Source organism: Alcanivorax sp. 24, assembly GCF_004360225.1.
GTDB classification, from domain to species: domain Bacteria; phylum Pseudomonadota; class Gammaproteobacteria; order Pseudomonadales; family Alcanivoracaceae; genus Alloalcanivorax; species Alloalcanivorax xiamenensis.
In genome coordinates this window covers 74,040-97,497 of the sequence record NZ_SNUA01000008.1, presented here as the reverse complement: position 1 = coordinate 97,497, position 23,458 = coordinate 74,040, and the positions used below count along the sequence as shown (strand labels likewise).

At 62.4% G+C, this 23,458-nt stretch carries 18 protein-coding genes; 14 read left to right on the top strand and 4 right to left on the bottom strand.

Features of this window, described 5'->3' with window-relative positions; all coding sequences use genetic code 11:
- Genes E0L37_RS12545 through E0L37_RS12535 form a run of 3 tightly spaced genes read left to right on the top strand, consistent with a single transcriptional unit; the run spans window position 1 to window position 1,769 of the window.
- Window positions 1–381 (top strand): DsrE family protein, encoded by a 381-nt coding sequence (locus tag E0L37_RS12545; RefSeq protein WP_133492070.1) that lies wholly within the window; start codon window positions 1–3, stop codon window positions 379–381.
- Window positions 369–1,379 carry a nitronate monooxygenase family protein gene (locus E0L37_RS12540; RefSeq protein WP_133492069.1) on the top strand — a complete coding sequence of 337 codons (1,011 nt, stop codon included), beginning with the start codon at window positions 369–371 and terminating at the stop codon, window positions 1,377–1,379. The genes E0L37_RS12545 and E0L37_RS12540 overlap by 13 nt, the downstream gene beginning before the upstream one ends.
- 9 nt (window positions 1,380–1,388) lie before the next feature.
- Entirely contained in the window at window positions 1,389–1,769 is a 381-nt protein-coding gene (locus E0L37_RS12535; RefSeq protein WP_133492068.1) for a DUF488 domain-containing protein, read from the top strand.
- A 375-nt stretch (window positions 1,770–2,144) separates the two neighbouring features.
- On the opposite strand, the gene cydX is transcribed toward E0L37_RS12535, so the two are convergent.
- Genes cydX through E0L37_RS12520 form a run of 3 tightly spaced genes read right to left on the bottom strand, consistent with a single transcriptional unit; the run spans window position 2,145 to window position 5,004 of the window.
- On the bottom strand, window positions 2,145–2,267 hold the full coding sequence (cydX, locus tag E0L37_RS12530; protein WP_133492067.1) for a cytochrome bd-I oxidase subunit CydX: 123 nt from the start codon (window positions 2,265–2,267) through the stop codon (window positions 2,145–2,147).
- 12 nt (window positions 2,268–2,279) lie between these two features.
- Entirely contained in the window at window positions 2,280–3,410 is a 1,131-nt protein-coding gene (gene cydB / locus E0L37_RS12525; protein WP_133492066.1) for a cytochrome d ubiquinol oxidase subunit II, read from the bottom strand.
- A 13-nt stretch (window positions 3,411–3,423) separates the two neighbouring features.
- Window positions 3,424–5,004, bottom strand: a complete 1,581-nt coding sequence (locus E0L37_RS12520) for a cytochrome ubiquinol oxidase subunit I (protein WP_205655613.1) — start codon at window positions 5,002–5,004, stop codon at window positions 3,424–3,426.
- A 360-nt stretch (window positions 5,005–5,364) separates the two neighbouring features.
- On the opposite strand from E0L37_RS12520, the gene cydD reads away from it, so the two are divergent.
- The 7 genes from cydD (at window position 5,365) to E0L37_RS12485 (ending at window position 14,008) form a co-directional block, all read left to right on the top strand.
- Window positions 5,365–7,065 carry a thiol reductant ABC exporter subunit CydD gene (cydD, locus tag E0L37_RS12515; protein WP_133492065.1) on the top strand — a complete coding sequence of 567 codons (1,701 nt, stop codon included), beginning with the start codon at window positions 5,365–5,367 and terminating at the stop codon, window positions 7,063–7,065.
- Entirely contained in the window at window positions 7,058–8,713 is a 1,656-nt protein-coding gene (cydC, locus tag E0L37_RS12510; RefSeq protein WP_133492064.1) for a thiol reductant ABC exporter subunit CydC, read from the top strand. The genes cydD and cydC overlap by 8 nt, the downstream gene beginning before the upstream one ends.
- 396 nt (window positions 8,714–9,109) lie before the next feature.
- Window positions 9,110–10,117, top strand: coding sequence for a peptidase U32 family protein (locus tag E0L37_RS12505; protein ID WP_133492063.1), 1,008 nt, complete (start codon window positions 9,110–9,112; stop codon window positions 10,115–10,117).
- A gap of 11 nt (window positions 10,118–10,128) precedes the next feature.
- Window positions 10,129–11,016: a U32 family peptidase gene (locus E0L37_RS12500; RefSeq protein WP_133492062.1), complete on the top strand. Its 888-nt coding sequence runs from the start codon at window positions 10,129–10,131 to the stop codon at window positions 11,014–11,016.
- Between the two features lie 328 nt (window positions 11,017–11,344).
- The gene (locus tag E0L37_RS12495; RefSeq protein WP_240687469.1) at window positions 11,345–13,075 is read left to right on the top strand and encodes a ribonucleoside triphosphate reductase; all 1,731 of its coding nucleotides are present in this window, start codon (window positions 11,345–11,347) and stop codon (window positions 13,073–13,075) included.
- A gap of 47 nt (window positions 13,076–13,122) precedes the next feature.
- The gene (gene nrdD / locus E0L37_RS12490; protein ID WP_133492060.1) at window positions 13,123–13,305 is read left to right on the top strand and encodes an anaerobic ribonucleoside-triphosphate reductase; all 183 of its coding nucleotides are present in this window, start codon (window positions 13,123–13,125) and stop codon (window positions 13,303–13,305) included.
- Entirely contained in the window at window positions 13,298–14,008 is a 711-nt protein-coding gene (locus E0L37_RS12485) for an anaerobic ribonucleoside-triphosphate reductase activating protein (protein ID WP_133492059.1), read from the top strand. The genes nrdD and E0L37_RS12485 overlap by 8 nt, the downstream gene beginning before the upstream one ends.
- Before the next feature lie 133 nt (window positions 14,009–14,141).
- Here E0L37_RS12485 and E0L37_RS12480 read toward each other — a convergent pair whose 3' ends face one another.
- Window positions 14,142–14,609 carry an SCP2 domain-containing protein gene (locus E0L37_RS12480; RefSeq protein WP_133492058.1) on the bottom strand — a complete coding sequence of 156 codons (468 nt, stop codon included), beginning with the start codon at window positions 14,607–14,609 and terminating at the stop codon, window positions 14,142–14,144.
- 140 nt (window positions 14,610–14,749) lie between these two features.
- Here E0L37_RS12480 and E0L37_RS12475 point away from each other — a divergent pair, with 140 nt between their 5' ends.
- From E0L37_RS12475 to narJ, 4 genes are read left to right on the top strand one after another with little or no spacing between them, the layout of a single operon-like run.
- On the top strand, window positions 14,750–17,392 hold the full coding sequence (locus E0L37_RS12475; RefSeq protein WP_133492057.1) for an MFS transporter: 2,643 nt from the start codon (window positions 14,750–14,752) through the stop codon (window positions 17,390–17,392).
- 10 nt (window positions 17,393–17,402) lie between these two features.
- Window positions 17,403–21,152, top strand: a complete 3,750-nt coding sequence (locus E0L37_RS12470) for a nitrate reductase subunit alpha (protein WP_133492056.1) — start codon at window positions 17,403–17,405, stop codon at window positions 21,150–21,152.
- Window positions 21,149–22,705 (top strand): nitrate reductase subunit beta, encoded by a 1,557-nt coding sequence (gene narH, locus E0L37_RS12465; protein ID WP_133492055.1) that lies wholly within the window; start codon window positions 21,149–21,151, stop codon window positions 22,703–22,705. The genes E0L37_RS12470 and narH overlap by 4 nt, the downstream gene beginning before the upstream one ends.
- Entirely contained in the window at window positions 22,698–23,456 is a 759-nt protein-coding gene (gene narJ / locus E0L37_RS12460) for a nitrate reductase molybdenum cofactor assembly chaperone (RefSeq protein ID WP_133492054.1), read from the top strand. The genes narH and narJ overlap by 8 nt, the downstream gene beginning before the upstream one ends.
- Window positions 23,457–23,458 lie beyond the last annotated feature (2 nt).

Here is a 23,458-nt window from a genome sequence, read left to right as displayed (position 1 = left end):
ATGAAAGTACTGCAGGTTATCGATCAAGCCTTCCGCACCACGGTGGAAGAACAGGACGACACCATTCTCTGGCTGACACGGTCCATGCGCGGCGCCGGTGGCGATTTGCAAGTGCTGCTCAGCGGCCATGGCGTGCACTACGCGGTGCTGAGTCAACGCCAACCACCGCTGGAGCTGGGTAACTGGAAACAAAGCCAACCGGCGGAACTGTTGCGTGACCTGACCGATCTCACCGAAAGCGGCGTTCCCATCTTCGTGGTACGTGAGGATCTGGAGGAGCGCGGCCTCGCCAACCTGCCCCTGCAAGCCGGCGTGGAACTGGTGAGCCAGACCGGACTGGTGGATCTGTACCAGCAGGCCGATCAAATATGGCAGTGGTAGCACCATCGGCACTACGCACCCCGCTTTGCCAGCAATTGGGCTGCGCTTACCCGATCTTGCTGGCCGGCATGGGCGGCGTCGCCCGGCACCGGCTGGCCGCGGCGGTCTGCCAGGCCGGTGGCTTCGGCGTGCTGGGCATGGTGCGCGAGCCGGTGGAACGAATCCGCGATGAAGTCCTGGCGTTACGACACCTCACTGATAAACCGTTCGCGGTCAATCTGATCCCCGCGGCTACCGATCCCGCTCTGCTCCATCAGCAAGTGCATACTTGTCTGAACCTTCAGGTGCCGTTCGTGGTGCTGTTCTGGGACGTGGACAGCGCCCTGATACGCCACCTGGTCAGCGAAGGCATTGGTGTCATTCACCAGGTCGGCAGTCGCTGGGACGCCGAGCTGGCCATCGACGCCGGCGCTGAAATCATCATCGCCCAGGGCTGGGAGGCCGGCGGTCACGTACGCGGCCAGATCGGTACCTTGAGCCTGCTGGCCGAACTCGTTCCATTCTGTCCGGTGCCCGTGGTGGCGTCCGGCGGCATCGCCAATGGCCGGTCCCTGGTGGCGGCCCTTGCCCTCGGCGCCCAAGGCGCGAGCCTGGGCAGCGCCTTCCTGGCCACGCAAGAGGCCAATGCCCATCGTCACCATCAACAAAGACTGCTCAACGCGGAAGCCGGTGATACCGTGCACTGCCGCCATTTTACCCGCAACTGGCATGAGCCGGCCCCGGTAAGGGTGCTGCGTAGCCGCGTTACCCGGGGGGAATACGACGATTTGCGGCATGCGCGGATTTCCGAGATCATCGGGGAGCAGGACGGGCAGCCGGTTTATCTGTTCTCCACCGACTCGCCACTGGCCGATGCCCGCGGTGAAGTCGATGACATGGCGTTGTACGCCGGACAATCCTGCGGACAGATTCAGCAACTGCTGAGCGCGAAGCAACGTCTGAACCACATCATCGAGGAGGCCGCCGAAACCCTGACCCGGTTAACCAGCGCCCCATGAGGTTCCAACATGCAAGGTCCTGCCCGGATTCAATGCAAACGTGTCTATGACGATCGGGACGACGACGACGGCTACCGCGCGCTGGTGGACCGTGCCTGGCCGCGCGGCATGAAGAAAGAACAGGTGGCTGCCGATGGCTGGTTTCGAAAGCTGGCCCCCTCCACCGCGTTGCGCAAATGGTTCGACCACGACCCGCAACGCTGGGAGGAATTCCAGAAACGTTATCACGAAGAACTGGATGCCAACCCCGAGCTCGTCGAGGGCCTGCTACAATCCAGCGCGGACCACACTTTGACATTGCTCTACGCGGCCCGAGATACCCGCCACAACAACGCCGTGGCGCTGAAAAACCATCTGCAAGCACAGCAGAAAAAGCACCGCTCGCACTAAGCGGTATTCCCTTGATCCAGGTCAAGACCGCGGAAACGGTGAACCGGTAGCCTGAACTCGCCGTCGCCACTCCCCGTCCCCTGGTTCGCGCTCCGTCCGGTCGTTGGGGGGCTCGGCGGCGGCACTTATTCTTCCCGCCTTTCCATTTTTCCTTTCCGCTTCTCCTTTCCGGTATTTCCCTTACACGAAAAGACATCACGGTTCCAGGGTTGGTGCTGTTCCCCCGCTGTCGGGAGACACACTTAAACGCCCTTCGCTGCCAAGGCAGCATCCCACGGAGAAAGCTGCGAGGCAGCTGTGGGAGCTGCCTTGGCAGCGAAGGGCATGGTGGCGGCCCTCTTGTTCAGAAAAGGGCCGCCCCGCGGTTGCCGTCGATCACTCCTTGTCTTCGACCTCACGGGCCCGCTCATCCACTTCGGACAACTCGAACCACATGGCGTTGAGGATGGCGAACGTACAAGCCAGGCCCACGCCGAGAATCCAACTGAAGTACCACATACTCTATTCTCCTCAGTACATGTCCTTGTTGACGTCGCTTTCGCTGACCTTGCCCCACAGCACCTTATACACCCAGGCGGTATACAGCAGGATGATTGGCAGAAAAATCGCGGTCGCCACCAGCATGATGCCAAGCGTGTAATGGCTGGACGAACTGTCCCAGACCGTCAGGCTGTGGCCGGGCTCCGAGCTGCTTGGCAGGATGACCGGGAACATGGCTACCCCCACCGTGGTGATGATGGCGGCAACCGACAACTTGGATCCAAGGAAGCTGAGTGCACCGATGCGCGAGAACAGCCCCAACAACGCCAGCAACGCTCCGCCGAACCCGATCAGCGGCACCAGCCACAGAATCGGCTGAGCCCGATAGTTGCTCAGCCAGATACCCGCCTCCTGAAGCACTTCCTTGCGCAATGGGTTACTGGGGCCGTTCGGATCCAGCGCGGTTGCGATCCGGTACCCTTCCATATTGCTGATCCAGATACCGCCGATGGCAAACAGTACTATCACCACCACGGCGGCGATCATGCCGTATTTTCGGGCCCGCTCGGCCGGCTCACCGTCCGCCTTGATCTGCAACCAGGTAGCGCCGTGCAGAATCAGCATCGACAGCGACACCAGCCCGCACAGCAGCGCGAATGGATTCAGCAGCCCGAAGAAGGACCCGGTATAGAACGGCCGCAGATCGCTGTCAAAGTGGAAGGGAACCCCCTGCAGCACGTTGCCAACGGCAACGCCGAAAATCAGTGCCGGCACCACGCCACTGAAGCACAAAGCCGCGTCCCAGCGCGCACGCCAGGCCGGCTCGTCCCTTTTTGAGCGGAACTTGAACGCCACCGGCCGGATAATCAGCGCCGACAGAATCAGGAACATGGCCAGATAAAACCCGGAAAAGCTGACTGCGTAGAGCGCCGGCCAGGCGGCGAAAATGGCGCCGCCACCGAGAATGAACCAGACCTGATTGCCTTCCCATACTGGTCCCACGGTATTGATCACCTGGCGGCGCTGGCCGTCGCTTCGGGCCACCGCCGGCAGCAGCGCGGCCACGCCCATATCGAAGCCATCGGTGACGGCGAAGGCCACCAGCAGGACACCGAGCAAGGCCCACCAGATCAAACGCAACACTTCGTAATCGAAAATCATGGCGTTTCCTCCCTCATTCCTGGGGCTTGGCGAAGGCCGGTGACAAGCCGGCGTCCAGTTTGGCGGGATCGTCACCGCTTTCCTCTTCCGGCCCCTTGCGGATGTATTTGAGCATCAGGCGGATCTCGATCACCGCCAGCACCGTGTACAACACCATGAAGCCACCCAGGGAAATCAGAATGTCACTGATGCCAATGGAACTGACTCCGAGGAAAGTCGGTAATACGCCTTCGATGACCCAGGGCTGCCGACCGTATTCCGCCACCAGCCAACCCAGTTCCGCCGCCAGCCAGGGCAAGGGTAAAGTGTAGAACGACACTCTCAGGAACCAGCGCGGCACCCGGCGCCGTAGCGATATCAGATAAAACGCCAGGCCGAACAAGGCGATCATGTAGAACCCGATCGCCACCATGAAACGGAATGACCAGAACAACGCAAAGACATTCGGCAGCGAATCCTGCACCGCCATGACGATCTGCTGATCGCTGGCCTCGCGAGGATCCTCCACGTACTTTTTCAACAGCAGTGCGTAGCCCAGATATTCCTGATTCTGAACAAACGCCTCGCGGGCCTCGGCGTTGGCCTCGTCAACCTTCAACGTCTCCAACGCGTCGTAAGCCAGCAGGCCATCGCGGATATGCATCTCCGAGAGTGCCGCCAGTTCCATGATGCCGGGAATCTCCTGGCTGAAACTGCGCGTGGCGATCAGCCCCATGACCCAGGGAATCTTCAGCTCATAGTGCGTTTCCTGAGCTTCGCGGTCAGGGATACCAAACAGGGAGAACGACGCCGGCGCTTCTTCCGTGTGCCACATGCCCTCGATCATCGCCAGTTTCATTTTCTGGTTTTCGGTAATGGCGTAACCGGATTCGTCCCCGAGTACCACCACCGACAGTGCCGCCGCCAGGCCGAACGAGGCGGCGACCGTGAAGGAACGTTTGGCCAGCGCCTGGTAACGGCCGCGCAGCAGATAGTAAGCGCTGATCGCCAGCACGAAGACCGCGCCAGTGACGTAGCCGGCGGCGACGGTGTGGACGAACTTGGCCTGCGCCACCGGATTGAAGATCACCGCGGCGAAGTCCGTGACCTCCATGCGCATGGTGTCGGGATTGAAGAAAGATCCCACCGGATTCTGCATCCAGCCGTTGGCCACCAGAATCCAGAGCGCCGAGAGGTTGGACCCCAGCGCCACCAGCCAGGTCACCACCAGGTGCTGCACTTTGCCGAGCTTGTCCCAGCCAAAGAAGAACAGGCCCACCAGAGTAGCTTCCAGGAAGAACGCCATCAGACCTTCAATGGCCAGGGGCGCACCGAAGATGTCACCGACGTAATGACTGTAATAGGCCCAGTTGGTACCGAACTGGAATTCCATGACGATACCGGTGGCCACGCCCATGGCGAAGTTGATGCCGAACAGCAACCCCCAGAACTTGGTCATGTCACGCCAGATGGTGCGCCCGGTCATGACATAGACGCTCTCCATGATGGCGATCATGAAGGACAGTCCCAGAGTCAGAGGTACAAAAAGGAAATGGTACATTGCTGTCAGGGCAAATTGCGCCCGCGACAACTCAACCAGAGTAGCGTCGATCATCTGCGTTTCTCCCCTGAATACACCCTGGCGGGCCGCCAATCAGACCGGATCATTCGGTCCACTCCGTTTCAGCGGGAGCATAGACGGCACGCCATTCCCTGCGGAAGACCTTCCGTGGCCCTCATTTACCAGTGCACGAATACGATGGGGGAAACGTTTCCGCGTCAACGAAGAAACGATTCAAGATAAAAATCCGCCAGCCGACTTCCACCTCCGCGAGCAAAGGCCGCGGGTGAAAGCCTGAGCAATCGGGTCTACCATTGTTCCCCATTATTGTTCGCGCTTGTGAAACCGTTATAAGCATAGCACCGGCCCTGCCCTCGTTCACGTCAGCGCTCCAGAGAAGAGTTGAAAACCGGCATGCCCATTGATTTACATCAAGATTCCGCCTCGTCGTCCACGCAAGTCCCGACCGATCCCCGGCTCTGGCTGAATAGCCAGGGACATCACGCCAGGATCATGGTGCGTTGGTTGTACCTGAGCGCGCTGGCGGATACACCACTGGCTATTGTTCAGGCGGGACTGTTGGCCTGGCTCGCCGCGGCTCTGCTCAACGGCGCGCCTTCGTTATGGTTACCGGCGGCCCTGCTGGTGCTGACGCTGGCGCTGCGGGCCCTGGCCGGCGCCGCCCGTGCCCGCTTCAGCGCCGGCGCCGGTGCTGATATCAGCCAGGCGGTACGGCGCGACGTGGCGGAGGCGCTGCTGCGTGGCGCCGGTGGCACTTTGACGGCGGGGGAGGCCAGTACCGCGCTGCTGGAACAAGCCGGGGCGGTGGGGCGCTATCATGCTGGTTTCGCGATACAACGACGGGTGGCCAGCGTGGCCACGGTGCTGTTCCTGCTGGCCGCGTTCAGCGTGGACTGGGTCGTCGGCCTGATTTTTCTGTGCACCGCGCCACTGATCCCGGTGTTCATGATGCTGGTGGGCAGTGGCGCGCAGCGGGCGGCGGATCGGCAACTGGACAGCCTGCGCTTTCTTGGCGGCTATTTTCTTGATCGTCTGCGCGGCGTGTTGACGCTGCGCGCGTTTGCCCGTGAAGCCGCGGAGCAGCAGGCGGTGGATCGCGTCAACGTCGAATACCGCAAACGCACCATGAAGGTTCTGCGGATCGCCTTCCTTACCTCCGCCGTGCTGGAACTATTCGCCGCGCTATCGGTAGCCCTGGTGGCGTTGTATGTGGGCTTGCACCTGCTCAATCTGATTGCCATTGGTCCCGGCCCGGGGCTTGATTTCGCCACCGGGCTCTGGCTCCTTCTGCTGGCACCGGAGTTTTATCAGCCGTTGCGTCAGTTGGCGGCCGGCTATCATGATCGCGCCGCCGCCCACGCCGCCGCCGAGGCGCTGGCGCCACTGCTTGAGGAACGTCAATCCGTATCCGGCTCCAACGCCGTCTCCACCACCGCCACCGCCCTGACTCTGGATCAGGTCTCGTTTGCTTACCCCGACAGCGAGGACACACTGCTGAGTAACTGCGATCTGACCGTTCAAGCAGGAACCTGTCTGGTGCTCAGAGGGGACAGCGGTACCGGCAAAAGCACCCTTTTGAAGCTGATCGCGGGTCTGCTGGCGCCGGACACCGGCGAGGTGCGCCATGACGGCCGGCCCGCCCCGCTGCTGGCACAAACAACCGGCAACCTGGCCTGGGCCGGACAACATCCGTGGTTCATCCATGGCACGGTGGCCGACAATCTGCGCCTGGGCGCCCCGGACGCCGATGACGCCGCCCTCCATCAGGTACTGGCCGAGTGCGGTCTGGAGCACTTGCCCGCCGGACTGGACACACGCCTCGATGAGAACGGCGGCGGTCTTTCCGGTGGCCAGGGACGCCGGCTGGCACTGGCCCGGGCCCTGTTGAGCCCGGCGCCGCTATTGTTGCTCGATGAACCCACCGCGGAACTGGACGATGCGCTGGAACAACGAATCATCACAGCGCTGCGAGCCCGCAAGGGACGACGCACCCTGGTGATCGCCACCCATTCCCCGGCTTTCGCCACCCTGGCCGATCAAAGTCTGTGGCTCGGCCCTTCAGCCGAGTCCATGGAAGGAGCCGCGCATGGCTGACCACATCACCTGGCTTCGTCATCAGTTCAAAGGAGAAGGCGCGCGGCTGCGCAACGCCGCGGTGCTGGCACTGATCACCGCGCTCGCCGCCATGGCGCTACTGGGGCTGTCCGGCTGGTTCATCAGTGCCGCCGCCCTGGCCGGGATGGCCGCCGGCGGCCCGGCGGTGGCGTTCAACATGCTGGTACCCAGTTCCGGCATTCGCGCCCTGGCAGTGGGCCGTACCGTATCCCGCTATTTCGAACGGCTGGTCAGCCATGACGCCACCTTCCACGTGATGCAGCGGCTGCGCACGCGATTGTTCGCGGCGATTCTGCCGCGCATCCCCGGCCCTCTGTCGTCGCTGAGCAGCGGCCATTTACTGGAACGTCTGCTGGGCGATGTGGAACGGTTGGAAAACGCCTGGCTGGGACAGGGACAACCCGCCCTGGTGGCCGCCGCCACCGCCCTGGTATTGCTGCTGGCCGGGTTCTGGATCGCCGGACCGGCGGCGGCCCTGGCCATGCTGGCCGGTTTTATCACGATGTTCCTGCTACTGCGGCACTTGTCGAAAGTTTCCGCCGAACCATTGGAACAACGGGCCTGGCAACGCGAACAGCTTCGTGGGGATTTGGTGCAAACCCTCAACGGACTGCCCGATGTGCTCGCCTATGGTCTGCGGCCGTCATTACTCGAACAGTGGCGCCGCCGGCTGGCCGATCTGGCCGGGCTCGAACACCGGCTGGCGCTGCAGCACGCCATCACTCAAACCCTGATCCAGAGTCTGATGCAATGGCTGGCGGTGGCGATGCTGCTGATCCTGATCGCGCCGGTACGGCAGGAAATGATCGACGCGCCCATGGCGCTGGCGCTGATGTTGCTGGTTCTGGCCGCCGCCGAGGTGACCCTGCCCCTGGCCCAGGCCTGGCAGGGCTGGCCGGACACCCGTGCCACCGTGACACGCCTGGACACCCTGACCGGCACGCCGATCCCGCCGCCAGCCGCCAGTGGCAGCGAGATTCCCCGGGCCGACGGTGATTTGATGGTCTCCGGACTGAGTTTCGCCTGGCCTGGGCAACCGGCTTTGTTCAGCGGTCTTGATCTGCAAGCGCGAGCCGGCGCCCCACTGGCCATCGTCGGCCCAAGCGGCAGTGGTAAATCCACCCTGCTGCATTGTCTGATGGGCCTGCAACGGATCAGCGCTGGCGAGATCCGTTTCGGCGGTGTCAGCCAGGCGCGGGCGGACAGCGACGCCTGGCGTCACTGTTTCGCCCTGTTATTGCAGCAACAGCAGCTGTTCACCGGCACCCTGAGGGATAACTTGCGCCTGGCCAGACCGGAGGTCACCGACGAACAACTCTGGCGGGTGCTGGAACAGGCCCGGCTGGCGGATCTGGTACGGCAACGTGGTGGCCTCGATCACTGGATCGGCACCAACGGCATGCACCTCTCCGGCGGACAGGGACGGCGTTTATCGCTGGCCCGGGTGCTGCTGCGGGACAGTCCGGTCGTCCTGCTGGACGAGCCCTTCACCGGTCTGGAGCCGGCCACCGCCGACGCGTTGTTCGACATTCTCCATGCCACCCTGAACGACCGGGTCTTGATCATGGTCACCCATGACCGACGCCACGCCGAACGGATGGAAAAGCGGTTGGTTCTTGAGGTCTGACGCCGATAAGGAAAAACCGGGCCTGCCGCAACCGAACAAATTGGGACTGCTCCAGCGCTTGAGCGTTGCCCCCATGGCGAAGGTTTATCTATTGACCTTGGTGACATGAATCCGCGCAGTATTCGCTGCCAAGGCAGCTTCCCACAGCGTCTTCGTGACGCCGCTTGTGGGAAGCTGCCTTGGCAGCGAACAGGCGTGTTGCGTGTTGCGTGTTGCGTGTTGCGTGTAAGCAGACTGCCCCCGGCAGGCATTGGAAGCGGTCATTTATATTCGCAATGTTCGACGGTGCGCCATTCTAAAGCGTCCAGCGTCCGGTTTCCCCCTTGACCCAGGTCAGCCCGATGCGACCCCGCGGCTTTATCCTGACCGGCCAACACATCTGGCACGGGAGGAGAGATGAGCGGGTCCCCGGAACTGGTCTGTCCCGCCGGCAATCTGCCGGCATTGAAAACCGCGGTGGATGAAGGCGCCGACTCGGTTTACATGGGCTTCAAGGACATCACCAACGCGCGCCGTTTCGCCGGTCTCAACTTCACCCCGGAACGGGCCCGGGAAGGCATCGACTACGCTCACCAGCGAAACCGCAAAGTCTTCTGCGCCATCAACACCTATCCGCAACACGACGGCTGGCCACTGTGGACCCGGGCCGTGGACCAGGCCGCCGACCTGGGCGTGGACGCCTTGATTCTGGCGGACCTGGGTCTGCTCGAATACGCCAGCCGCCGCCACCCGGACCTGCCCCGACATCTTTCCGTGCAGGGTTCCGCCACCAGTGCCGAAGCCTTGCGGTTCTATCATTGTCATTTTGATATTCGACGCGCGGTACTGCCCCGGGTGCTGTCACTGGATCAGGTCAAACAACTGGCTGCCGCGTCTCCAGTGGCTCTGGAAGTGTTCGGCTTCGGCAGCCTGTGCATCATGGTGGAGGGGCGCTGTTATCTTTCCTCTTATCTCACCGGCGAATCTCCCAATACCCACGGCGCCTGCTCACCGGCCGCCCACGTACGTTGGGAAGAACAGGACGGCGGTCTCAGTTCCCGCCTCAACGGCGTGCTCATCGATCGTTACGGCCCCGGCGAAAAGGCCGGTTACCCGACGTTGTGCAAAGGCCGCTTCCGGGTCGATGACGAGCTTTATCACGCCATCGAGGAACCCACCAGCCTGAACACGTTGGAGCTGCTGCCGGAGTTGCAGGCCCTCGGCATCGCCGCGGTGAAGATCGAAGGCCGGCAACGCAGTCCCGCTTATGTACGGGAGGTCACCCGTGTATGGCGCCAGGCGCTGGATCATCTCTCCCGGACACCGTCCGCATTCCGATCCGACCCGGCCTGGCAAGACACTCTGGGCGCCCTGTCCGAAGGCTCCACCACCACTCTGGGTGCTTACGAGCGCCGCTGGAAATAGGAGACACGGGCATGCTGGATCTGGCCCTGGGACCGGTGCCGTTTTACTGGCACCAGAAAGACTATGAGACCTTCTACGCCCAGGCCGCGGGCTGGCCGCTGGAACGGGTCTATCTGGGCGAAACCGTGTGCGGGCGACGGCGGGATATGAAACTGGATCACTGGCTCGGACTGGCCCGGGAACTGCGCGCCCAGGGCAAGGCCGTGGTGCTGTCCTCGCAGACCCTGATCGAGGCCGGCGCCGACCTGCGCGCGTTGCGTCGCCTCTGCGACAACGGCGAATTGCCGGTGGAAGCCAATGATATGAGCGCCGTCCATTTGCTCAGCGAAGCGGGCATTCCCTTTATCGGCGGCGCCTCTCTCAACCTTTATAACGTGGAAGCCATCCGCCTGTTGGCCGCTTCCGGCATGCAGGGCTGGCATGCGCCGTTGGAGTTGTCCCGGCAGGCGCTTACCACCCTGATGACGGCCCTGCGGCGGCAGGGTTTGGCGCTGCCTTGCGAGGTGCATGCCTACGGTCATCTGGCACTGGCCTGGTCCGCCCGTTGTTTTACCGCCCGACGGCGGGGCCTCCCCAAGGACCGCTGCCAGTTTGTCTGCCGGGATGACCCGCAAGGCCTGCCCTTGTTCAGCCAGGACGGCCGCCGGCTGTTCACGCTCAACGGCATCCAGACCCTCTCCGCCTGGCCACAGGACCTGCGTCGGGAGCTGCCGGTGATGGCCGAAATGGGGGTAAGCACCGCGCGCCTGGTAGTCGCCGACGAGCCGATGGCGGAGATAGTGGCGGCTTTTGATCAAGTGCGCCGAGGCCAGCCGGACCACCGGGACCCGCTTGCCCTGGTGGACGAAGCGCGCTGTGACGGCTACTGGCACGGTGCCCCGGGGATGGACCGGCGGTAGCGCGCTAATCGCGGCCGTGGTCAGTCTGTTGCCTTGGATACATGAATTCGCGCTGCATTCGCTGCCAAGGCAGCTTCCCACAAAGGGAGCTACGGAGCCGCTGTGGGAAGCGGCCTTGGCAGCGAATCGGCGCTTTTGCGTGTAAGCGGGCTGGCCCAAAACTTGTGAGACAGCAGCAGCTCACGGCCGGGATTCTTTTCCTTTGAAACTTTTCCCACTCTCTCTTTCTTTGACTCAGATCAGCCTTTTCCTTCCACCCCGCCTTTACCCTGACCACCATATCTTGTACCAGAACACGAAAAATATACCAAATATGGGAATCAGCGCCATGACCACACCCCGCCCGGACAGCACGGTGGCAGTGAGCACCACCGTCGAGGAATACCTCAGTCGCGCCGACTGGCGCGTGCACGCCAACGCCAATCAGGGCTACTCCCTGGGCGGATTGATTCTCAATATCTCCGGCAAGCTGATCGCCAACTACTGGCTTGATCAGGTCTACCCGCCGGACGTCGGCGCGGCTCACCGGGAAGGCGATCTTCACCTGCACGATCTGGACATGCTGAGCGGCTACTGCGCCGGCTGGTCCCTGCGCAGCCTGCTGATGGAAGGGTTCAACGGCGTCGCCGACCGCGCCGAGAGCGGTCCGCCCAGGCACCTCTCCAGCGCGCTTGGCCAGATGGTCAATTTCCTCGGCACGCTGCAAAACGAATGGGCCGGCGCTCAGGCCTTCAGTTCCTTCGACACCTATCTGGCCCCTTATGTGCGCCGCGACAACCTCGATTATCCGGCGGTGCATCAGGCCATCCAGGAGTTCATCTATAACCTGAACGTACCGTCCCGCTGGGGTAGCCAGACGCCCTTCACCAACCTGACCTTCGACTGGACCTGCCCGGAGGATCTGCGCGAGCAGGTGCCGGTGATCGCCGGCGAGGAGCAGCCGTTCACCTATGGCGAGCTGCAGGCGGAGATGGACCTGATCAACCGCGCCTATCTGGAAGTGATGGAAGCCGGTGACCAACGCGGTCGGGTTTTCACTTTCCCGATCCCCACTTACAACATCACCGAGGATTTCGACTGGGACGCGCCCAACACGGAGCGGCTGTTCGCGCTGACCGCCAAGTATGGTCTGCCCTACTTCCAGAACTTCCTCAATTCCGATCTGCAGCCGCACATGGTGCGCTCCATGTGCTGCCGCCTGCAGCTGGACGTGCGCGAGCTGCTCAAACGCGGTAACGGCCTGTTCGGCAGCGCCGAGCAAACCGGCTCCGTGGGCGTGGTGACGATCAACTGCGCGCGGCTGGGTCACCGCTTCGCCGGCGACGAAAGAGGACTCTATCGGGAACTGGACCGGCTGCTGGAACTGGGCCGCGACAGCCTGGAAATCAAACGCGGTTGCATTCAGCGCTGGATGGACGCCGGTCTTTACCCCTATACCCGCCGCTATCTGGGCACCCTGCGCAATCATTTTTCCACGCTGGGGGTGAATGGCCTCAATGAGATGGTGCGCAATTTCACCGGCGACCAGCAGGACATCGCCACGCAGGCGGGCCGCGATATGGCGCTGCGCCTGCTTGAACACGTGCGCGATCGGATGCGGGGATTCCAGGAGGAAACCGGCCATCTCTACAATCTGGAAGCCACGCCCGCGGAAGGCACGACTTATCGTTTCGCCAAGGAAGACGCCCGTCGTTATCCCGACATCCTCCAGGCGGGTACGCCCGAAGCGCCCTATTACACCAACTCCAGCCAACTGCCCGTGGGCCACACCGAGGACCCGTTCGAAGCGCTGATGCACCAGGACCCGCTGCAGACCCGTTATACCGGCGGCACCGTTCTGCACTTGTACATGCGCGAGCGGCTCTCCAGCGCCCGGGCCTGTCGTCAGTTAGTGCGCACCGCCTTGTCCCGGTTCCGGTTGCCCTACATCACCGTGACGCCGACTTTTTCCATTTGCCCGGTACATGGCTATCTGGCTGGCGAACACGAGTTCTGCCCGCACTGCGACGACGCCTTGCTGGCACGCCAGACGGCGCAACGCAACAGAAGCATCGCCTGATTTTCCCGCATTTCGATTCTCATTAAGCCCATAAAAGGAGACTGACCATGAACGCGACTCTTTCCCTGAATCCCCGTGACACTCTGCCCGCAGAAGAGCGGCAACGTTGCGAGGTCTGGACCCGGGTCATGGGGTACCACCGGCCGGTGAGTCAATTCAATCCCGGCAAACAATCCGAACACCGGCACCGCCGTCATTTCCGCGAAGACCAGGCGTGCCTGAATGGCTGATATCGGTCCCGGTCCGGCCCTGCCCGTGGCGGGGCTGACACCGCTAACGACCCTGGATTATCCAGGTTATCTGGCCTGCGTCGTGTTCGTGCAGGGTTGCCCGCTGCGTTGCGGCTATTGCCATAACCCACACATGATTCCGCCCCGACGCGGTCATGTACGGGAATGGCTCGAGGTCGAATCCTTTCTCGACACACGGCGCGGCCTGTTGGAAGCGGTGGTCTTCAGTGGCGGCGAGCCCACCCGTCATCCGCACCTGCCGCTGGCGGTACGACGTGCCCGCGAGCGGGGTTTCGGCATCGGTCTGCACACCGCCGGCAGTTACCCCCGGCGTCTGGCCACGCTGATACCGGAGCTGGACTGGGTGGGCCTGGATGTAAAAGGGGATGCGAACCAGATCGATCGCATCACCGGACGCAGCCGGCAGTGGCGGCAACAGTGCGATAGTCTGGATCAGTTGCTGGCCGCCGATCTGGCATTGGAGTGCCGCACCACCGTGCACTGGCGGGATTTCGATGAGGACGCCCTGGAACGGCTGGCACGCTGGCTGGCCGCTAAAGGCGTGCGCCACTACGCCCTGCAATGGGCACGGCCACAACAGTGTCTGTCACCGTCCTACCAGCAACCGTCACCGATAGCCAATCCCCTGCCCGACCTGGCGGACCGACTGCGACCGTTATTTGAAACGCTCAGCGTGCGCTGATGTTCAAAAAGCGCTGACACGCCAGCACGCTGATTCGCGGCCAAGGCCGCTTCCCACAGAAAAAGCGGCAAAGCCGCTGTGGGAAGCTGGCTTGCCAGCGAATCAGCGTGTTGCGTGCAAGCGGAAAGGTGATTCAGCGAAGCCCCCACGCCAACAACCGCACCCCCTCCCGCACCGGCCCCGGCCAGCCGCTCTGGTCCAGGCCATCAAGCAGGTTCTTCACCCACAACCCCAATTCGGTATCTCCTTCCACCAACAAACGACGTTGGAAAAACAGGGTGTCCGGATCCTGCTCTCTGCCAAGAAGCTGCAGGAACTCACGCCAACCACCACGAATGCACGCCTCGCCGGGGCGCTCACTTAACCGCAGCCGGTTTGCTTGCAGCGTCACGGTAAAACGCGGCGCGCCATCGGCCAGATCAAGCGTGAGATAGCGGCCCTGCAAGGGCTCGAACTCCCCCGCCGCCAACGGTTCCGCCAGCAAACGATTCATCAGCGGTTCCAGAAAAGGACGCTTCAGTGGCACCGGAGCATGAGCATCGATATGGCGAAACACCGCCAGCGGCGACGGTGGCCTGGGCGGCGTGAAGGGGAATGACATTGGGCAGTCTCCAGGCTGTCATGACCGGATCTCCATACTCCATGCCATTGGTCGGAGGGATATTGACCCGCATCAACACGCCTGACAGTTGATTCTGACAGATTGCCACGCACGGACGGCCCATACCTCAAGGAGGCACCGTGGCATCAACGGAACCGGTCTCACACCCCAGCTCGGGGCAGGCGTTGTTCCTTTCCACCCTGGCATTCACTCTGTGTTTCGCTGTATGGACGCTGTTGTCCATCATCGGTATCCCGCTCAGCAAAGAACTCAATCTCACCGACACCGAGCTGGCTCTGTTGATCGCCACGCCGGTGCTCACCGGCTCCGTCAGCCGGCCAGTTCTCGGCATTCTCACCGACCGCTTCGGCGGGCGTCCGGTAATGGGCGTCCTGCTGCTGGTCAGCGCCAGTTGCGTCTACCTCCTGACTCTGGCGCGCAGCTACCCGATGCTGCTGTTGGCGGCACTGGGGCTGGGGCTGGCCGGCGGCGCCTTCGCCGTCGGTACCGCCTACGTTTCACGCTGGTTTGGCGGTGACCGTCAAGGCACGGCTCTGGGCGTATTCGGCGCCGGCAACATGGGCTCCTCGCTGACCAACTTCGCCGCGCCCCTGCTGCTGGTGGCACTGGGCTGGCAAGGCACCGCCCAGGTCTATGCGCTGGTGCTGGCGTTGATGGGACTGGGCTTCCTGGTGTTCGCACGGGACCCGCAACGCCCGGCCCGGTCCCTGACCCTGGGTCAGCGTCTCGCGCCCATGGCGGACCTTCGGGTATGGCGTTTCTCGCTCTACTATTTTTTCGTCTTCGGCGCCTTCGTCGCCCTGGCCCTGTGGCTGCCCCACTACCTGATGAGAGCCTACGGGGTGAGTCTCACCACCGCCGGCATGATCACGCTTTTGTTCACCCTGCCCGGCTCCCTCTTCCGCATTCTCGGCGGCTGGCTCTCCGACCGGTACGGCGCCCGGCGAGTGATGTACTGGACCTTCATCGCCTGTCTGGTCTGCACCTTCCTGCTCAGTTATCCCCCCACCGAATACCGTATCCAGGGCATCGAGGGCGAACTGCGTTTCTCTCTGAACATGGGCCTGCCGCCCTTCGTGCTGCTGATCATGGTGCTGGGCTTTTTTATGTCTCTGGGCAAGGCGGCGGTCTTCAAACACATTCCCACCTACTACCCCGAACACGTGGGCGCCGTCGGCGGCGTGGTGGGCATGGTTGGCGGCCTGGGCGGTTTCTTCCTGCCGCTGACTTTCGGCATGCTCAATGACGTGGTGGGCATCTGGCAGAGCTGCTTCATGCTGCTGTTCGTGCTGGTGGCCGGGGCGCTGGCCTGGATGCATTACGCCATTATCAAGGCCAGCCGGGTGGAATGGACGCAACAGCGTGAAACCGGCGACCTGCCGGAGCTGTCCACACCGAGCAAGCTGGTGCTACAGGACTGGCGGCCGGAGGACGTCGATTTCTGGGAGCACCAAGGCCGCGCCATCGCCCGCCGTAACCTGTGGATTTCCATTCCCAACCTGGTACTGGCCTTTTCCGTCTGGATGGTGTGGTCGGTGGTGGTGGCACGGCTGCCGCAAGTGGGCTTCAACTACAGCGCCAACCAACTGTTCTGGCTGGCGGCGTTACCGGGCCTGTCCGGCGCTACCCTGCGAGTGTTCTACAGTTTCATGGTACCCATTTTCGGTGGCCGCCGCTGGACTGCTTTTTCCACCGCGTCGCTGTTGCTGCCGGCGTTGTGGATCGGCTTCGCGGTACGCAACCCGGATACCCCATATCTGGTGATGCTGGTGCTCGCTTTGCTGTGCGGTTTCGGCGGCGGCAACTTCGCTTCCAGTATGGCCAATATATCCTTTTTCTTTCCGAAAAAAGAAAAAGGTGCCGCCATGGGACTCAATGCCGGCCTCGGTAATCTTGGCGTGAGCCTGATGCAGTTCGTGGTGCCGTTGGTGATCACCACCGGTGTGTTCACTTTCGTGGTCGGTGATCCGCAGACCACCGCCGACGGCGAACGCCTATGGCTGCAGAACGCCGGCTTCGTCTGGGTGCCCTTCATCGTTGCCGCCACCGTGGCGGCCTGGTTCGGCATGAACGACATCGCCAGCGCCAAATCCTCGTTCCAGGATCAGGCGGTGATTTTCCGGCGTAAACACAACTGGCTGATGTGCGTGCTGTACACCGGCACGTTCGGCAGCTTCATCGGCTTCGCCGCCGCCTTCCCGTTGCTCAGTTCCCATTTGTTTCCCGAGGTGGACGCTCTCAAGCTGGCGTTCCTCGGTCCGCTGCTCGGTGCGCTGAGCCGCGCCTTCTCCGGTGGTGTGTCGGACCGGCTCGGCGGTGGCCGCGTCACCTTCTGGGTGTTCGCGGGCATGATCGCCGGCGTGATCGGCCTGCTCTGGTTCCTCGATCAGCGCGATCAACCCGGCGCCTTCGTCGGCTTCTTCGTGTGTTTCCTCTGGCTGTTCCTGGTCTCCGGGGTGGGCAACTCCAGCACCTTCCAAATGGTGCCCGCCATCTTCCGCCACGAAGTGGCCCGGCTGATGCCGGATCGGGATGCCCGGCAACAACAACTGGAAAGCGACCGCGAAGCCGCCGCCGTGGTCGGCTTCACGTCCGCCATCGCCGCCTACGGTGCCTTCTTTATTCCCAAGGCTTTTGGCACGGCCCTGGAGCTCACCGGCGGCGCCGAGCCGGCACTGTACGGCTTCCTGCTGTTCTATGTCCTGTGTCTGGGACTGACCTGGTTTTACTACACCCGCAGAAAAGCGGTGATTCCCTGTTAGGAGCAACACCATGAGCCACTTTCTGGATCGCCTGAGGTATCTCGGAAAGAAGCCAACCGAATTTTCCGACCACCATGGTGAAACCCGCGACGAAAACCGAGACTGGGAAGACGGGTATCGGGCCCGCTGGCAACACGACAGGATCGTGCGGTCCACCCATGGGGTGAACTGTACCGGCTCCTGCAGTTGGAAGATCTACGTGAAAAACGGCCTGGTGACCTGGGAAACCCAGCAGACCGACTACCCCCGTACCCGTCCGGATCTGCCCAATCATGAACCCCGGGGCTGTCCCCGTGGCGCCAGTTATTCCTGGTATCTGTACAGCGCCAACCGGCTCAAGTATCCGCTGGTGCGGCAATCGTTGTGGCGGCTGTGGCGCGAGGCGCTGGCCCGGCATACCGATCCCGTGGATGCCTGGGCCAGCCTGGTGGAGGATCCGGACAAGACCGCCCAATACAAGAAAAACCGGGGCATGGGCGGTTTCGTACGTGCTGACTGGGATGAACTGAATACACTGATCGCCGCCGCCAACGTCTACACCGCCAAACAGTATGGACCGGATCGCATCATCGGTTTCTCGCCCATCCCGGCCATGTCCATGGTGTCCTACGCCGCTGGCGCCCGTTACCTTTCCCTTATCGGCGGTGTCTGCCTGAGCTTCTATGACTGGTACTGCGACCTGCCGCCGGCCTCGCCGCAAACCTGGGGCGAGCAGACCGATGTGCCGGAATCCGCGGACTGGTACAACAGCGGCTATATCATCGCCTGGGGCTCCAACGTGCCGCAGACCCGGACCCCTGATGCCCACTTCTTCACCGAAGTGCGTTACAAGGGCACCAAGACCGTGGCGATCACCCCGGACTACGCCGAGGTGGCCAAGCTCTCCGATGAGTGGGTCAGCGCCAGGCAGGGCACCGATGCCGCCCTCGCTTTGGCCATGGGCCATGTGATCCTCAAGGAGTTTCACCTGGATTCCCCCAGCGCCTACTTCACTGACTACGTGCGGCGTTATACCGACCTGCCCTGTTTGGTAGCACTGGAACGCCGTGACGATGGCCGCTATGTGCCCGGCCGGCAGCTGCGCGCCGGCGACTTCGCCGACAACCTGGGCCAGGACAACAATCCGGACTGGAAAACCCTGGTCTGGGATGAGAGCGGAGAGCGGCTGGCGGTACCGCGCGGTTCCATCGGCTTCCGCTGGGGCGAACAGGGCAAATGGAATCTGGAACCTGTTGACGCCGATGGCCAGGAGATCCGGCCCCGACTCAGCCTGGCCGGCGATCACGACCGGGTGGAGAAGGTCGCCTTCCCCTATTTCGGCGGCATCCCCCACGAACACTTTCCCCATGTGAAAAGTGACGGTGATGACACTCTCACCCACAGCCTGCCGGTAAAAGTATTCACCGGCACCGATGGCGACGAGATTCTGGCGGTAACGGTATTCGATCTACTCTGCGCCAACTACGGCATCGACCGGGGGCTCGGAGAGGACCAGGGCGCCACCGATTACCAACAACTGCGCCCCTACACTCCCGCCTGGCAGGAAAAAATCACCGGCGTGCCGGCGGACCAGTGCCTCCGTATCGCCCGGGAATTCGCCAGCAACGCCGACAAGACCCGCGGCCGGTCCATGATCATCGTCGGCGCCGGTATGAACCACTGGTACCACATGGACATGAATTACCGGGGTCTGATCAACCTGCTGGTGATGTGCGGCTGCGTGGGACAAAGCGGTGGCGGCTGGGCTCATTACGTGGGTCAGGAAAAGCTGCGGCCGCAAACCGGCTGGCTGCCTCTGGCCTTTGCTCTGGACTGGTCGCGGCCGCCACGCCAAATGAACGGTACCTCGTTTTTCTATGCCCACTCCTCCCAATGGCGTTACGAAAAACTGGACGTGAAGAGCCTGCTCTCTCCCCTGGCCAAGACGGAGGACTACGGTGGCAGCCTGATTGATTTCAATGTGCGCGCCGAACGCATGGGCTGGCTGCCTTCGGCGCCACAATTGAACACCAACCCGCTGCGTTTGGCCCAAGCCGCGCGGCAGGCCGGACAGAGCACCGCGGACTACGCGGTATCGCAATTGAAATCCGGTGCGCTGAAATTCGCCGCTGAAGATCCGGACGATCCGCGAAACTTCCCACGCAATCTGTTCGTGTGGCGCTCTAATTTATTGGGCAGCTCCGGCAAGGGCCACGAGTACATGCTCAAGTACCTGCTCGGCACCCGCCACGGTATTCAGGGCAAGGACCTTGGCGCCAGTGGTGATGAACGCCCCAGGGAAGTGACCTGGCGCGACGACGCCCCGGAGGGCAAGCTCGACCTGTTGGTGACGCTGGATTTCCGTATGTCCACCACCTGCCTCTACTCCGACGTGGTGCTGCCCACCGCCACTTGGTATGAGAAAGACGATCTCAATACCTCGGACATGCACCCGTTCATTCATCCGCTCACCGCCGCCACCGATCCGGCCTGGGAATCACGCAGTGACTGGGATATCTACAAAGGCATCGCCAAAGCGTTTTCCCATGTCTGTGAAGGCCACCTGGGTGAGGAAACCGATCTGGTCACCCTGCCCCTGCAACACGATTCTCCGGCGGAGCTGGCACAGCCGCGGGTGAAGGACTGGAAAAAAGGCCAATGCGAACCGGTGCCGGGAACAACCATGCCCTCGCTGATCGAGGTGCGACGGGACTATCCAGCCACCTACGAACGCTTCACCGCCCTGGGCCCGGCCCTGGAGAAACTCGGCAATGGCGGCAAGGGCATCAGTTGGAACACGGATAAGGAAGTGGCTTTTCTTGGCCAGCTTAACCGCCGCAAGACAGCGGGCCCGGCCAAGGATCGCCCCTGCATCGAAACCGCCATCGACGCCGCCGAGGTGATTCTCAGCCTGGCGCCGGAGACCAACGGCCAGGTGGCGGTCAAGGCCTGGCAGGCGCTGTCGAAATTCACCGGGCGCGACCACGGCCATCTGGCTCGGCCCAAGGAAGAGGAGAAAATCCGCTTCCGCGATATCGTCGCCCAGCCGCGCAAAATCATTTCCAGCCCCACCTGGTCCGGCCTGGAGGACGAACATGTGTCCTACAACGCCGGCTACACCAACGTGCACGAACTGATTCCCTGGCGCACGGTGAGCGGCCGTCAGCAGCTTTATCAGGACCACCCCTGGATGCGCGCCTTCGGCGAAAGCCTGCTGGTTTACCGTCCACCCATCGATACTCGTGCCGCCAGCAGCGTCACGCCGCCGGCGGACAACGGTTATCCCAGCAAAGCGTTGAACTTTCTCACCCCGCATCAGAAGTGGGGTATTCATTCCACCTACAGCGACAATCTGCTGATGTTGACGCTGAACCGGGGTGGACCGGTGGTGTGGCTGTCGGAATCCGATGCCGCCGATCTCGGCGTGGCCGACAACGATTGGATCGAGCTGTACAACGCCAACGGCGCCATCGCCGCCCGGGCGGTGGTCAGCCAGCGGGTGAAACCGGGCATGGCGATGATGTACCACGCCCAGGAACGCAACGTGCATGTGCCCGGCTCGGAGGTCACCGGCACCCGGGGCGGCATTCACAACTCGGTGACCCGGGTGTGTCCCAAGCCCACCCATATGATTGGCGGCTACGCGCAGCTCGCCTACGGGTTCAACTATTACGGCACCGTCGGTTCCAATCGTGACGAATTCGTCATGGTCCGGCGCATGAAACACGTCGACTGGCTGGACGGTGAAGGCCAGGACTTCGTTCAGGAGGCCGCGAAATGACTATTCGATCCCAGGTCGGCATGGTCCTCAATCTGGACAAATGCATCGGCTGCCACACCTGCTCGGTGACCTGCAAGAACGTCTGGACCAGCCGCGAAGGCGTGGAATACGCCTGGTTCAACAACGTCGAAACCAAACCCGGCATTGGCTACCCCAAGGAATGGGAGAACCAGAACAAATGGAAGGGCGGCTGGCTGCGCCGCAAGGACGGCCGCATCGAGCCCCGCATCGGCGGCAAATGGCGGGTGCTGGCCAATCTGTTCGCCAATCCGGATCTGCCGGAAATCGACGATTACTACGAACCCTTCGACTTCGATTATCAACATCTGCACCAGGCCAAACCCGGTAAACATCAGCCGGTGGCACGTCCCCGTTCGCTGATTTCCGGCGAGCGCATGAAGAAAATCGAATGGGGTCCCAACTGGGAGGAAATTCTCGGCACCGAGTTCGCCAGGCGCTGCAAGGACAGCAACTTCGACCAGATACAGGCTGACATCTACGGGCAGTTCGAGCACACCTTCATGATGTATTTGCCGCGTCTGTGTGAACACTGCCTTAACCCGACCTGCGTGGCCTCCTGTCCCAGCGGTGCCATCTATAAACGCGAGGAGGACGGTATCGTCCTGATCGACCAGGACAAGTGCCGCGGCTGGCGTATGTGTGTGTCCGGCTGTCCGTACAAGAAAGTTTATTACAACTGGAAAAGCGGCAAATCCGAGAAGTGCATTTTCTGTTTCCCGCGCATCGAAGCCGGCGAGCCCACCGTGTGTTCGGAAACCTGTGTCGGCCGCATCCGTTATCTGGGAGTGCTGCTCTACGACGCGGACCGCATCAAGGAAGTGGCGGAAAGCCCGGACGAGCGGGATCTGTACCACCGCCAGCGGGACATCTTTCTCGATCCTCATGACCCGGACGTTATCGAACAGGCGCGGGCCGATGGCATTCCCGACAACGTCATCGCCGCCGCCCAGGCCTCGCCGGTGTACAAACTGGCGGTGGACTGGCAGTTGGCTCTGCCATTGCACCCGGAGTATCGCACCTTGCCCATGGTCTGGTACGTGCCGCCGCTGTCGCCGATCCAGTCCGCCGCCGAGGCGGGCCATCTGGAATTCGACGGCATGTTGCCGAAAATCGAATCCCTGCGTATCCCGGTGAAGTATCTGGCCAACATGCTCACCGCCGGCGAGGAAGAACCGGTGGTGCTGGCATTGAAACGGCTACTCGCCATGCGCCTGTATATGCGTGGCAAGCAGATTGATGGCGAAACCGATACCAGCGTGCTCGACCAGGCGGGTCTCAGCGAAACCCAGGTCATGGAAATGTACCGCTATCTGGCCATCGCCAACTACGAGGACCGTTTCGTCATCCCCACCAGCCATCGCGAACTGGCCCGCGAGGCGTTTCCGGAACGCGGCGGCTGCGGCTTCACCTTCGGCAATGGTTGCCAGGGCGGCGATGACGACACCAGCCTGTTCGGCGGGCACAAACAAACCGCCACCCTGGTAAAGCCACAGCGTTTCGAACCGGGTCAGCAGGAGGCGCGTCATGACTGAGATCACCCAACGAAGCCTGCGCGCCCTCGCTCGCCTGCTGGAGTATCCCGAAGCCGACTTGCAACAGGCGGTGCCGGAACTGGCCGCCGCCCTGAACGCCGAACGACGTTGGACCCTGTCGATGCGGGACCGGCTTGGCCAATGGTGCGAACGGATTGCCACCGCCGATTTGCTGGACCTGCAAGCCGAATACGTGGCCCTGTTCGACCGTGGCCGCGCCACGTCACTGCTGCTGTTCGAGCATGTCCATGGTGAGTCCCGGGACCGGGGCCAGGCCATGGTGGATTTGCTCGACCACTATCAACAGGCCGGCTTCCGACTGGAAGCCCGGGAGCTACCCGACTACCTGCCCCTGTTTCTGGAGTTTCTATCGACCCGCCGGGAAGCGGAAATCGGCCGCTGGCTCGGCGAAGTCCGTGCCATTCTGGCCCGGCTGGCGGCACGGCTGGAAAGCCGGCAGGCGCCCCAGGCCCTGGCGATCACCGCTTTACTGGCTCTGATCGGCGCGGAATCGGAAATCCAGGCGCATCGGCCCGAGGTATCCCGGGAAGCACCGGACCACACTCCCCAGGCCCTGGACGCGGTGTGGGAAGAGGAAGCCGTGCGCTTCTCCGCCGAATCCGATCAGGACTGTCAGTTGCAATCCGCCCAAGGCCGTCACCGGACCCGACAACGGCAACGGGCCGAGGAACAACCGGTCCGTTTCGTCCCACCCACAGCGGCGGCCGTCAGCGGTCGCGCCAAGGAGTGAGC